The sequence below is a fragment of the Micromonospora endolithica genome, assembly GCF_003626595.1.
GTDB lineage: Bacteria > Actinomycetota > Actinomycetes > Mycobacteriales > Micromonosporaceae > Micromonospora > Micromonospora endolithica.
The window spans coordinates 248,660-261,098 of the sequence record NZ_RBAK01000001.1; the positions used below are offsets into that span (position 1 = coordinate 248,660).

Consider the following 12,439-nt stretch of genomic DNA (forward strand, 5'->3'; position numbering starts at 1 on the left):
ATGAGCACCAGACGAAGCGGCAGCCGGCATCAGTCGCTGTGCAGCTCTCCGCCGTGCTCGATGCTGCTCGACGATCGGGGAACTGTCGCACCCTGCCGCTAGCTTCGGCACGCTCTGTTACCGCAGTGCTCGCAGGTGACGGGAGGGAGTAGCGATGGCCGACGCCGACGAGACCAAGACCGCCCGCCGCGCCCTCGGTCGCCGACTGGCTCAGCTCCGAAGGGCTGGCGGTCACACCCAGCACGAGTTCGCGCGGCTCGTGCAGTACGGACGCAGCTCCGTGGCGAACACCGAGACCGGCCACCAGCACCCCGACCGAGCTTTCTGGTCGCGCTGCGACACAGTGCTGCAGACCGGGGGCGCACTCGTCGCTGAATACGATCGCATCACCGAGCTGGACCGCCGGCAACGCCGCGCATCGGCGATGCACGAGAGCAGGGCCACGTCAGGACCGGTAGCACCAGCCAGCCACACCAGTCGCGGTGCCCCTGGGGCAGATGACGACGCTGCTCTGTGGGAACGCGAGGACACCATCGACGCCCGCCGGCTTGCACTGAAGTCCTCCACCGACGACGACGCCCGCCTGGCGTACGTAGAAGCAGAGGTCCGGCAGGCGATCGCCGACAACGAACGCCTCACCCCGGCAGCACTCATGGCATGCATGCGACCACTACGCACCTACGTTGACCAGCTCATGGGAGGCAGGCAACATCCACCGCAACGTGCCCGGCTCTACACCGCCGCCGCCCACCTGTCCGGTCTCCTCGGCGCGCTCGCCTTGGACCTCGGCGCATTCGGCGTGGCGCACGCCTACGGAGCCGAAGCGTTCGACCTCGCCGAGGCCGCCCAGCAGCCCGACGCGCAAGCCTGGGCGCGGGCCACGCAAAGCCTGATTGCCTTCTACTCCGGCGACTACCACGACGCGCTGGCCTACGCCCAGGACGGCCTACGACATGGCGGCACCAGCGAACACCGCATCCGCCTCACGATCAACGGGCAGGCACGGGCCCTCGCCCGTCTCGGCGACCAGTACGGCGTCGACCGCGCCGTGGACCGCGCCTTCACCATGCTGTCCGACTACCCGGCCGGCACGGCCGTCAGCGCGAGTCTCACCCTCGGCCCGTACTGCCCGGCGAGAACTGCGGCCAACGCGGCGACCGCCTACCTAGCGCTCGGCCGCACCGCAGGCGTCACAAGTCACCTCGCCACCGCCATCACCGCATTCGATACCGCAGGGCTGGCCGGCCCCCAAGCGCTAAGCCGCCTAGACCTGGCCACCGCGCACCTGCACGCCAACAACCCCGATCCCGAGCAGGCAGCCATGCTGGCCGAAGAAGCGCTCACCCTCACCGCGGACCAGCGCTTCGAATCGGTCCATCAACGCACCCGCCAGTTCCTCACCACCGCCCAGCCGTTCACCCGTCACCCGCGGCTACGGCACGTCGCCGACCTGCTGGCCGACCGCACACAGGTCGGTGCCACCGCACAGCCCGCTCTACCATCGCTGTCATGAGCAGCCGGGAACTGGCCAACCTGCACGAGCGCTGGACCGCCTACCAGGACCTGCCCGAACTCACCAGCCACTGGTACTGGCGCCCAGGCTGGCGAGCCGACCGCCAGTTCTACACCTGGCACCTCACCTTCGAACACCAACCTGAACTCCACCACGTCGTCACCAACCTGCAACGCCAACTCGCTCTGCCCGGACTGGACCTGGTGCCGCTCGACGGACTGCACCTGACCATGCAAGGTCTCGGCTTCACCGACGAAGTCACCGACCATGGCCTCCGGACGATCGTCGCCGAAGCCCAGCGACGCTGTGCCGGCATACCGCCGCTGGAGCTGTCCCTTGGCCCGGTCGACCCCGACGCCGAAGGAATCGGCTTGCTCGTCCGTCCCTGGGACCGCGTCGAACAGCTCCGTGCCGCCATCCGGGATGCCATCGGCTCGGTGTGGCAAACCGTGCCGGAGGCCGCAGAAGGCTTTCGGCCCCACGTGACGATCGCCTACAGCGGCTCGCAAACACCGACCGGGCCGGTCCGTGACCGCCTCAACGCCCTCCGCCATCAGCCACCCGCCCGGGTGATCATCCGACAGGCAACGCTGATCGCGCTGCGCCGAGAACGCCGTACCTACCAGTGGACAACCGTGGCCGTCGCGTCCCTCACCGGATGATGATCCGGCTGCCGAGCCTGGCAAGCCTGATCGCCGAGCGGGACCAGATGGGCGCCCCCGACGCCTTCATGGCGGCCGAGGACGTGGGTGTCCTCGCACCAGTCCGCGCGAAGGCCTGGGAAGCTGCTCCGGGTCCGTCTCGCATCTTCAGGGCGGCCTACGCCGCGGCCGGTGTAGGCAGAGCAAGCCGGGGCACCCGCCCGGCCAGTGCGACGGTCCCACCCAACAGGTCGAGGATCGGCCGGACGGCGCCGTCCGGATCACTGTCGGCTCGGCAGGTGAAGACGTCAATGTGTGCCAGCTCGAACTCCGGCCACGTGGTGACGACGATGTGCGACTCGGCGAGCACCAGCACACACGTCACGCCGTGCGGCTGAAAGGGCTCGATCAGCTCCGACCGAGCCGTGTTGCCCAGCAGTCGGCAGGTCTCCCGCATGGCAGCAGACCCGGGCCCCTAACGGCGGACAGTTATCTCCGCGAGTTGCCGGTTTGTCGGCAGGCGCTGACAAAACTCCAACAATTTCCGACAAGCCTCGGGACTGCCGCCGTGAGTCGTGCCGCTCATGCCAGAACTTGTCAACGTTGAAGCGGTGACCTGTGAAACGGCCGAAGGGGTGCCTTCGGCCGATCGCAACGGGCCGACGTAATCAGCGACGCTAGCTCCGATTTGCCCGCTATATGGTGGATCTGGATGGCTGGCTGGTCGCCGTGCTGCGGTGCACCTGCTGACCGCTCCCTCCGGGAGACGTCTCTGAATCCGTCGGCGAGGACACCACATCTTGTAGTTCCGTTGCTGTACTGTCCCCATAGCTTGTAATGGCCGTGAATCCAACCGGGAGTTTCCATGCCGGATGCCGCTGCGACGATGAACAGTGGACGTACTACGCGAAAGATCCCTCGTGTCCGCCGGGCGGAGACAACTCGTTTCACCGTCGACGACCAGAAGGGTTACCTGACTACTGCTCTTGCGGAGGACGGCTCCGTTGGTGAGGTGACGATCCGGATGGCGAAGCAGGGGTCTACCCTGGCCGGGATGATGGACGCGCTAGGCGTTGCGATCTCGCTTGGCCTTCAGGCCGGCGCGCCAGCAGAGGTGTACGTGTCGAAGTACTCCAGCATGCGGTTCGTGCCGGCGGGTCGCACGGACGATCCCGAGCTGCCGATGACGACTTCGATCATGGACTATGTCGCGAGACGCCTGGCTCTGGACTGCCTGCCTCCGGAGCGTCGGATGGGGATGGGCATCCTCACGGCGGCTGAGCGAACCGCGTTGGCCGACGAGGATGCTGGCTGGGTCGACTTGCCGGGTCTGGCTATGTCGGCTCCGCACGAGCTGCACCGCTAAGAGGCGCAGGACGGGTAGCACTGCGATGCGTGACGTGTCCGCGCCGGCGGTAGACGGCGACCTCACTGCCGCGGCGAAGGATGCGTCACGCGTACGCAGAAACCAGGCTGGCCCGGGTGCACATCACTGTCCGCGGTCCTAAAGCCAGGCCTCGAGACCTAGTCACGGCCGGGGCAGGTTTCGTTCCAGTGCATGTGGGAAGCGCTGCTTAAGCTCGGCAAGCCGTTCGAGGACCCACTGGCGCCGGTCTTGACGTCCGGCGTACAGGGCGGAGCCGCCGTACGTGTCGCTGGTGGCCCATTCGGCTTGGGTGCGGCCGTCGTCGAGCGTCTTGCCGTAGATCGTTTCGTACAGTTCGGTCGACGGGAACGGCATGAAGAAGTGGTGCTTCTGCCGGTTGTGCGGGAGAGCTGCCAGCTCGGTGACCAGCTCACAGGTCTCCTCACTGTCGTCGTCGGTCTCTCCTGGAAGATCGTGGATCCAGCTCGTCAGTTGGATGATGCCGACTCGGTCGAGCAGCTGGCAAGCGGCCCGGGTGTCGGCGACGGTCGCGCCCTTGCGGAGCAGTTTCAACATGCGGTCGGAGCCTGATTCGCAGCCGAGGAAGACCGCGGAAAAGCCGACCGCGTGGAGCCGTTCCAGGTCCAGGACTCGAGCGAGGTTGACCACGTCACGGGTCCGCATGTTCGCGCGCAGCTCGATGCGAACGCCGTCGCGCTCCATGAGTTCGACGATCTCCACGACGCGGTGGACGTTGGTGGAGAAGTTGGGGTCGAGCAGGCTTATCTGGTCGGGTGAGTAGGTGTCCCACAGGTGGCGCAGCTCGGCCACAATGCGTTGCGGCGCCAGCGGTTTCCATTTCCTGGTGCTGGTGGTGGGTTCGGAGCAGAAGGCGCAGGCGTAGGGGCACCCGTAGCTGGTGATGTACGACAAGTCTCTCATCGCGGCGGTGTAGTACCGGGTCGGGTCGATGAGGCCGTAGTTCACCGGCGGTAGCTGGTTCATGTCGCCGACGAACTCGTAGGTCGTCTTGGCGATGTTCGGTGTGATGGCGCCGGATGCCGCGATGGCGGTGCGGCCATCAAGGAAGGCGAGGTTCGGCAGGTCGCCGATTGTCTCTGGGCTGAGGCGCTGACCGGCGGCAAGTCGCTGGGCTAGCCCAAGCGCGGCCGACTCGCCGGGCCCGGTAACGACGACGTCGACGAGGCGTTCGCGCAGGATGCCCCGCCAGGCGAGGGTCGCGTGGTAGCCGCCCCAGACGATGGGTACCTGGGGCGCGGCGTTGCGGACGATGTCGATGGCGGCCAGGACGTTGCCGATGCTGGGGCCGGTCATGCAGGTGACGCCGACGAACAAGGCTTCGCCGGCGTGCTTGGCCAACCGGTCGCGCCAGTCGTGGTCAACCTGGCAGTCGATGATGCACGCGTCAAAGCCGTGGGCTTCAAGGACTGAGCCGATGGTCAGCACCGACAGTGGGTGCCAGGCATAGTTCGATTCCCCGGTGGACAGGGGGTCGACGCCAGCGAACAACACGATCTTGCGCATCTGTCTGTTCCTCTCGCTTAGTGATCAGTCGCTGCACGCAGGCCGCCCCGGATCGTGCCGTGACTCTGGCCGCAGGTGTTGCTGGTAGCTGAGGGCGGTACTGCGGGCTGGTCAGTCAACGTGTCTCTCGCAAGGGGCGACGAATCAGCCGGCAAGCCCGCTGCGATGGCGAGGGCTTGGTCGAGGTCGGCCACGATGGTGACGTCGGGCAGCATGTCGAAGGAGCACAGCGGTGGACCGATCATGATCACGGGGAGGTTGTGGGAGAGGGCCGCGCCGAGCTCGACCCCCAAGCCGTGGCTGCGGCGGTGTTCGGCGAAGGCGATCATCAGGCTTGAGCGGGTGACGTCGGTGAGGCAGAGCCGGGCGGCGAGTTGGTTGAGGGCGGGCCCGGCGTCGAACTGGCAGCTGGCTCGGGTCAGCGGATCGATGTCGAGCCAGCGGCTGGTGGACACCAGTGGCGGCGGCAGTGCGTCCCGGATTCGACGGGTCTGGTTGCGGTATCGCAGCGTTGCGGCGAGGTAGACGCCAGCCTGACCTGCGGGTATGGGTTCGGGGTGGTCGGGCGGGATGGGGGCGTTGGGCTCGGGGTGCAGGTCATGCAGGCCTTCCGCTGGCCAGGCGTTGGTGGGGCACATTCGGGCAACGCCGTACGGGATCATTGGCGAGTAGGCGTACCGTGCGTCGTCAGCAAGGCGGGGCAGGGTGATGGCGGCGCGGTCGAGGTCGGTCCGGGTATCGTCGCTGGCGAGCGGGTACAGCAAGACGGGTTGCCCGTCGCGGACGAGCCGCAGGGTGCCGTACTGCTGCGGCTCGCCGCGTACGACGCGCTCACGGTCGGTCAGCATGGCCAGGTGTCGAGGGTCGGCGCTGCCGTGGTGTACCGCGTTGGCGACGGTGGGCAGTAGGGCGCGGCGCTGGTCGTTGAGGTGGTCGGCGTGCTGCAGCAGCAGCCATGCCGCGTCGGCGGCGGCCGGCTCGATCGGCCAGCCGTGATCGGCGATCGCAGCGACCGCCTGTCGGCCAGCGGTCGCGGCGAAGGCGAGGTAGGCGGCGAGTTGGGGTGTGGCGGTGGTCAACTCGGGGACGAGGTCGGGCAGCAGGGTGAGCGGTTGCGGCCAGTCCGGGTAGCCGAGTGCGCGGCTGATCTGCTCGTCGAGGGCGGGGCGGCTGAACAGCGAGCCGAGCGCCGCGGTGAGCAGGGCCTGCTCGCGGCGGGCCAGCGCCGTGAGGCCGGCGTGGGTGGTGGCGGTGTGGGTCATGCGCTACCTCCGGCGTGCTGGGCGGCGAGCGTGTGGGCGGTGATGAGGTCGGGCTTGCCGGCGCCGGTGCGAGGGATCGCCGCCACGTCGATGACGACGGTCGGGGCCTTGAAACCGGCCAGGTGGGCGCGGGCGTAATCGCGCACGTTCTCGGTGGTGGTGCCAGGGGACAGTTGGACCAATGCGGTTACCGTCTGCCCTAACCGCGGGTGAGGGACGCCGAGGACGAGCGCGTCGCGGACGCCTGGGTGTCGGCGCAGAGTGTCGGTGACCTCCGGCGCGTAGACCTTCTCGCCGCCTGTGTTGATGCATTCGCCGGCCCTGCCGAGCAGGAGGAATCGCTCGCCGTCGAGCAGGCGGACGTGGTCACCGGACAGCAGGTAGCGGTGTCCGGCATGGTTGGTAAATCGGTCTGCCGGAAGTCGTCCGGACGGGTGCAGGCCGGCGGGGTGCGGCCAGCTGACCCCGATGGTGCCGGTGTGACCGGGCCGAGCGGGCTGGTTGGCGGCGAAGACACGGGCGTGGCGGCCGAGAACGAATTCGCCGGTGGGCGGCACATTGCCTGCCGTGGCCACGCTGAATCCGAGGCCGGTGGCCTCGGTGGCGCCGAGGGACTCCAGCAGCCGAACCTGCGGGAGGTGCTGCAGCAGCCTGCGCTTGACCTCGGCGGTCCAGGCCACACCGGAGGACGTGATGGTGGCCAGGTCAGGCAGCTGCCAGCGGTTTGGTGCAGCGTCGAGCATGTCGACCAGGGGCAGGGCGTGCGCGTCGCCGACGATGGCGAGGCTGGTGGCGTGGTGCCGGGCGAGCCCGTTGAGGAGCCGCCGGGGGTGGAATCCGCGTTGGGTGATGACGGTGCCGCCGGCGCAGAGCGCGCCGATCGCCCGGGTGAGCCCGGATCCGTGCATGAGCGGGCTGACGACCAGCAGCCGGACCGGCTCGACGGGCGCCGGCTGCGGGCCACCGTGAGCAAGGTCGTGCTGGTGCCAGGGGTTGTGGTCATTGAGCTGGGTGAGGACATCGCCGACGAACAAGCGCACGGCGGTCGGGCGGCCGGTCGTGCCCCCGGTGCACTTGAGCAGCACGTCGTCAGATCGGGAGTCGAGCTGATCCCAGTCGCCGCCGGTGTCGAGCAGTAGCCGGGCGAGGCCGCTGGCGGCGGGGCTCTCGTCGACGGCGTACCAGCGGCGGACTTCGGGCAGCTGGTCGCGGATCCGATCGAGGCCCTCCCCGCTGTCGAGGTCGTGACAGACCACTGCGGGCTGAAGGTGACGTAGGAGCATCGCCAGCTCGTGGAACCGGTAGCGGTAGTTGACGCCGCAGGGCGTGGCGCCGCAGCGCATCGCACCGGCGACGAGGACCAGGTACTCCAGGACGTTCGGTAGGCAGAGCGCCACGACGTCACCGCGGCGGATCCCGGCCTGGCGCAGGCGGGCGGCGAAGCCTGCGGCGGCGGTGTCGAACTGTCGCCAGGTAAGCGTCTGGCCTTCGTGAATCAGCGCGGGCCGGTCCGGCTGTTGCTCGGCCAACGCATGCCACAGCCGGGCAAGGTCCCAGTTCATCGCCGTCCGACCCTCGCCAGGACCTGCACGGCCTGGCTACCGGTAAGGTCGTTGATGGTGGCTCGGATCAACTTCGGGAACGGGTTTCGCTCCCAGTCCCAGGCACGTGGGCTGACCCGCGGGTCGAACTGAGCGACGATTTCCCTCAGGCGGATACGCGGCGACGCCTCGTTGGCGACCGGGTAGATGGTCAGCGGCCGACAGGGCTCGTAGACGCTGATGTATGAGCGATCGCTGTCGGTGGGCAGGTGCTCCATCGAAGCGACCTCGATCAGCGGTAGGTGCCAACGCAGGAACTGCCGCAGCGGCGCCCCGGCGGTGGTCGGCAGCAGGTGCAGGTGGCCGTGCTCGATGCGCCGGGCGCCGGGCACGTTCAGCCCGTACTCGAAGCCCAGGACCGGCATGCCGTATAGGTCGGCCAACCGGTCGGCAAGCAGTTCAGTCAGCTCGTGCACGCCGCGGCGCTCGTTCTGCGCCAAGCGGCCGATCGAGGTGGTGTGGGTGGTGGGAACGACGAGCAGGTAGCCGGGTACGAACGCGCCGATGGTCGGCACGGCGGCCGCGGTGGCGGTCCGAGCCACGACGTGCTGCTGGCCGGGGAACAGGTGCTGGCTGAGCGTCCCGCCGCACCCGGTGGAGTCGATGGCGGCGCAGAGGTCACATGGGGAGGGCATGGTCGTTTTCCTCGGCGGTCGGCTGGTCGGCAGCGGTGACGTGCAGGTGGCGAGGCCGTTCGGCCGGCCGTAGGTGGGTGGCGCAGTAGGCGTGAAGCGCCTCGGCGGTCAACGGCCGGAAGGTGGTAAGCCGGGCCGAGATCACTCGGCCGTAGGTGTCGTCCGGGATCGGGATGACCTGGCATGACCGAACCGCCGGGTGCGCGGCGATCACGGCGTGGACGCGGCTGAGCGCGACGTTGACACCACCGACGATCGCCCGCCCGGTGGTGTCGACGCTCGTGAGAGTCAGCCGACCGTTCGAATCGAGGGTTCCGTGGTCGCCGACGGTGCGCCACGCGTCGGCAGCAGTACACGGCTGGCCGGCGTAGTGGCAGACCATTCCGGCCGTGCTGGCTCCTTCGATGACACCGATCTGTCCAGCTGGTGCGGGGCTGCCGGTGGCGTCGACGACCCGCAGCAGAGCGCCGGGGATAGGCCGTGCGCCTGGGCGGTTCTCGTCGGCACGGGCGAACGTGCCGTCGTACTCGGCGGCGCCGTAGAACTCGGCCACGACGTGCGCGTCGACCAGCTCCAGCAGTCGGGCGCGGACTTCGGGCGGGCAGGGGGCGGCGGAGTGCGTCAGCGTCTGCACGCTGGCCAGGGCCGTGCGTAAGTCATGTGGGTCAGTGCTGTCGAGTAGCCGTCTGATCTGGATCGGGGCGAGGAACACCCAGCTGGGTTCCATGGCGGTGGCGAGCTGGACCCAGGCGCGCGGCTCGAACCGGTCGAGCGTCGCGACGGTGCCGCCGAGGAGCAGGTGCCGTGCGGCGAACTCGAAAGGGCCGTTGAGATACATCGGGGAGGCGAACATGGCTATCCTGCGTCCGCCCCCCGTGCTGCCGGACTCCGGTAGGCGGCCGAGGCCGACGGCGTGCGCCTTGCGGGCAACCGTGGGCGGCTCACCGCCGGTGACGAGCGGGCGGTAAGTGCCGCCGACGACGCTGAGCACGGCCTTCCACGGCTGGCAGGTGTGCGTGCCGGTGGACGCCCGTCGGGTCATCGCGGTTCGCAGCGGTGGAGGAGTCTTGGGATCCAGGGGCATCGGCACGCCGCCGGTCAGCCAGATCGCGGCGACATCGGCGAAGAACGCGGCGGTGGACGTGGCCGAGACGGCGGTGACCGTGCCGGGTCGCGGGCCGAGCTGGGCGGCTCGGGCGCGGGCCTGCTGCCAGAGCTGCGCGAAGGTCAGCTCCGTGGTGGCGTCGATGACGGCGAGCCGATCGCCACGCTTGCGAGCGTGGGCTTCCAGGACGTCGCGAATCTGCAGGGCGGTGGTGGATGGTGATGACGGCGGCACCGGCCTTCTCCTATCCGCGGTCGTTCACCCTGACGGGCGTCGGTGGGGTCCAGCTCCCGGCGGCTTCGCGTTGCTGCTCGTCGGTAAGCCAGCCGAAGCGCAGCGCCTCGTCAACAAACCCGGCACGCCGGCCGGTGTAGTGCGGGAACGTCAGCCAGCAGCGCAGCAGGTGCCGGGCCTGCTCGGCGTCGTCAGGATCGGTGTAGGCGGTGCGGGAGTGGAGCAACTTGTGGTTGTTGACGATCTGCAGATCGCCGGCGCGCAACTCCATGTCGACGCAGAGCCGGTCGGCGATGTCCTCGATGAGGTCGAACGCGGTCAGCGTCACCTCGGGCAGCGCGACCCCGGTTACCTGCTGAGTCTCCAGCAGGGTGTGCCGCACGAACCTTGTGCTGAACTTGCCGCGGTACAGCGAGAAGATCGGCGAGATGAACGTGGCGGGCAGGCCGGGCACGTTGCCGCCGGCCATGTGGAAGTGGAACGGCTCGTAGAGCGCAGTTACCGCAGCCGGGTCGCGCAGCAGCATCGTGTTGTGCACCGCGGCGGCGGAGGCGAGCCGGCTCAGCCCGCCGACGGCGGCTGCGCGGCGGCACAGCAGTACCGCGGCATCGGCGCCGTCAGTGTGGAACCACAACCGTTCGGCGGTCTGGTGGCCGCGGGTCACGGCGTCGCCGAGGGGCTGGCCTGTGCTGCGCACGTGCCGGATCAAGTGCCGGTCCCGGCTCTGGGTGGCGATCGGCCCGAGGTGGGTAATCAGGCCTCGCACCATGACGGCGGCCTGCTGGTCGTCCATGCCGTCGAGGGGCAGGCCCCGCACGACGGCGAATCCGCGGCCGTCGGCCACCTCACGGGCCGCCTCGGCCAGGACCGGACCAACCGACGGCAGCGGGAAGTCGTCGCGGTACACGTGTGGGTCGAAGGTCATGTCTCGACCAGCGAGCCCGCGGCAGGCGGCCTGCGTGGCGTCGGCGACCTCGGCGGCGTGGTGCTCGTCGAGGGCGACGGTGTAGTCGTCGGTGGTGAGGTCGGCGCCAGACCACAGCGCGGCGTTGAGGGCGCACAGAGGTGTGGGGGCGGGGGTGAGAGGCATTGATTCTCCCGGAAGGGTCAGGGAAGGGTGACGGCGCTAGTGAGCCGGTCGGCGATCGCGTCGCCGGCGAGCCACCCGGTTTCGGCTGCGCCGATAATGCCGCCGGTAAGGCCGGGGCCGTCCCCGACGAGGAACAGGCCCGGCAGATCGGTTTCCATGTCGTCGGAGACGGCGAAGCGGGGTGACCACCGTTCCACGGCCGGGCCGTAGAGCACGTTGTGCGGGTGCAGCGCCTGCGGGCACAGTTCGGCCAGCCGATGCACGAACTGCCGCAGCAGCTCGACGACCGGCTCCGGCAGCTCGGTAGCCAGGTTGCCGGTCGCGACATGCGGCATGCTGGGGTCGAAGCCGCGAGCGAAGTCTGTGATGGGGGTGGTGGACGGTGCGCCGGCGAGGAAGTCACCGAGGCGCTGAGCGACCAGCCCCGCGTAGCGATCGTTGATCGCGGCGACGAGACGACGGACTTCCGGCACCGTCAGTCGCAGGGCACGCCCCGCGGTGGCGATCACGGCAGTGTTGGAGCGGTCAGCATGATGGCTAGATTCGGAGTGGCCGCCGACGAGTAGCAGCCCGTCGTAGTCGGCGGGCACCACGTCGCCTCCGTAGCAGACGCAGTGGGTGCGTACCTCCGCGCCGTTGCCCGCCTTCCAGATCAGCTTGGGGTCGCCAGCGACCGCCAAAAGAGGATCCAGGTAGTCCTTCGGTCCTTCCAGTCGAAATCCGAGCTTTGGCCGGGCGGGGTGGCGGCGCAGGTCCAGTCGATGGCCGAGCTGGTCCATCCACGCGGCGCCGACCTTGCCCGGAGCCAGCACCACGTAGCCGGCGTGTACCCAACGCGGCGGCCGATCCGGCTGTTCCAGCAGCACCTTCCAGCGCGCGCCGGGCCGCTCGGACTCGACCACGTCGACGGCTGTTGTCTGGCAACGCACCTCGGCGCCGGCGGCGATGGAGGCCCGTAGCCGCGACAGCATCCCGGGAAGCTGGTCGCTGCCCACGTGCCGGATCGGGTAGTGCAAGTACTCCATGCCCAGCTCGGCGGCGCGTTGCTGCAGGGCTGCGGCCGTGGTCGCGTCCACGCCCTGCAGCGGTGCCGGCTCACCCGAACGGATCAGCTCATCGATGGCGTGCTGGCGGAGCTCGACGTCCGCGACGGGAAAGCGGTGCGCGACGGTGGATCCGATGCGATGGGACAGGCAAAGTTTGCCATCGGAGAACAGCCCAGCCCCGCCGAAGCCTGTCGTGATCGTCTCGTTGTTGTCCGGGTCGGCGCAGCGAGCCTCTAGCCGGCCGGCCACGTCCTGACCGCCATCGACGATCAGCAGGCGGGCGTGGTTGGCGCACTGGGCGCGCAGCGCTGCGAACAAGCCCGCCGGACCTGCGCCGACGATCACGGCATCGAACGAGTCTTCGCCTGCAAGATCCAGATAGCGCATCGTAGGTCCTCCTG

11 protein-coding genes are annotated in these 12,439 nt (G+C 69.0%); 3 read left to right on the forward strand and 8 right to left on the reverse strand.

Annotation, left to right across the window (positions count from 1 at the left end):
- The first annotated feature begins 154 nt into the window (after positions 1-154).
- Together D7223_RS01120 and D7223_RS01125 are read left to right on the forward strand one after the other, a co-directional pair.
- Positions 155-1,513, forward strand: coding sequence for a helix-turn-helix domain-containing protein (locus D7223_RS01120; RefSeq protein ID WP_120723839.1), 1,359 nt, complete (start codon positions 155-157; stop codon positions 1,511-1,513).
- On the forward strand, positions 1,510-2,175 hold the full coding sequence (locus D7223_RS01125) for a 2'-5' RNA ligase family protein (RefSeq protein WP_120723841.1): 666 nt from the start codon (positions 1,510-1,512) through the stop codon (positions 2,173-2,175). Before D7223_RS01120 ends, D7223_RS01125 begins: the two co-directional genes overlap by 4 nt.
- Before the next feature lie 157 nt (positions 2,176-2,332).
- Here the strand turns inward: D7223_RS01125 and D7223_RS01130 are convergent, their stop codons facing one another.
- Complete coding sequence (locus D7223_RS01130) at positions 2,333-2,611, reverse strand: S-adenosylmethionine decarboxylase family protein (protein ID WP_120723843.1); 279 nt, start codon at positions 2,609-2,611, stop codon at positions 2,333-2,335.
- Positions 2,612-3,019: 408 nt separating this feature from the next.
- On the opposite strand from D7223_RS01130, the gene D7223_RS01135 reads away from it, so the two are divergent.
- Positions 3,020-3,520 carry a TSCPD domain-containing protein gene (locus D7223_RS01135; RefSeq protein ID WP_147252453.1) on the forward strand — a complete coding sequence of 167 codons (501 nt, stop codon included), beginning with the start codon at positions 3,020-3,022 and terminating at the stop codon, positions 3,518-3,520.
- A 162-nt stretch (positions 3,521-3,682) separates the two neighbouring features.
- On the opposite strand, the gene D7223_RS01140 is transcribed toward D7223_RS01135, so the two are convergent.
- From D7223_RS01140 to D7223_RS01170, 7 genes are read right to left on the reverse strand one after another with little or no spacing between them, the layout of a single operon-like run.
- Positions 3,683-5,065: a B12-binding domain-containing radical SAM protein gene (locus tag D7223_RS01140; RefSeq protein ID WP_120723847.1), complete on the reverse strand. Its 1,383-nt coding sequence runs from the start codon at positions 5,063-5,065 to the stop codon at positions 3,683-3,685.
- Between the two features lie 17 nt (positions 5,066-5,082).
- The gene (locus tag D7223_RS01145) at positions 5,083-6,327 is read right to left on the reverse strand and encodes a DUF6624 domain-containing protein (RefSeq protein WP_120723850.1); all 1,245 of its coding nucleotides are present in this window, start codon (positions 6,325-6,327) and stop codon (positions 5,083-5,085) included.
- A complete protein-coding gene (locus D7223_RS01150; RefSeq protein WP_120723852.1) occupies positions 6,324-7,889 on the reverse strand; it encodes an AMP-binding protein in 1,566 nt (521 codons plus the stop codon). The genes D7223_RS01145 and D7223_RS01150 overlap by 4 nt, the downstream gene beginning before the upstream one ends.
- Positions 7,886-8,563: a hypothetical protein gene (locus D7223_RS01155; protein WP_120723854.1), complete on the reverse strand. Its 678-nt coding sequence runs from the start codon at positions 8,561-8,563 to the stop codon at positions 7,886-7,888. The genes D7223_RS01150 and D7223_RS01155 overlap by 4 nt, the downstream gene beginning before the upstream one ends.
- Positions 8,547-9,902, reverse strand: coding sequence for a class I adenylate-forming enzyme family protein (locus D7223_RS01160; protein WP_120723856.1), 1,356 nt, complete (start codon positions 9,900-9,902; stop codon positions 8,547-8,549). The genes D7223_RS01155 and D7223_RS01160 overlap by 17 nt, the downstream gene beginning before the upstream one ends.
- Before the next feature lie 10 nt (positions 9,903-9,912).
- Positions 9,913-10,992, reverse strand: a complete 1,080-nt coding sequence (locus D7223_RS01165) for a TauD/TfdA family dioxygenase (protein WP_120723858.1) — start codon at positions 10,990-10,992, stop codon at positions 9,913-9,915.
- Between the two features lie 17 nt (positions 10,993-11,009).
- Positions 11,010-12,425 carry an NAD(P)/FAD-dependent oxidoreductase gene (locus tag D7223_RS01170; protein ID WP_120723860.1) on the reverse strand — a complete coding sequence of 472 codons (1,416 nt, stop codon included), beginning with the start codon at positions 12,423-12,425 and terminating at the stop codon, positions 11,010-11,012.
- Positions 12,426-12,439 lie beyond the last annotated feature (14 nt).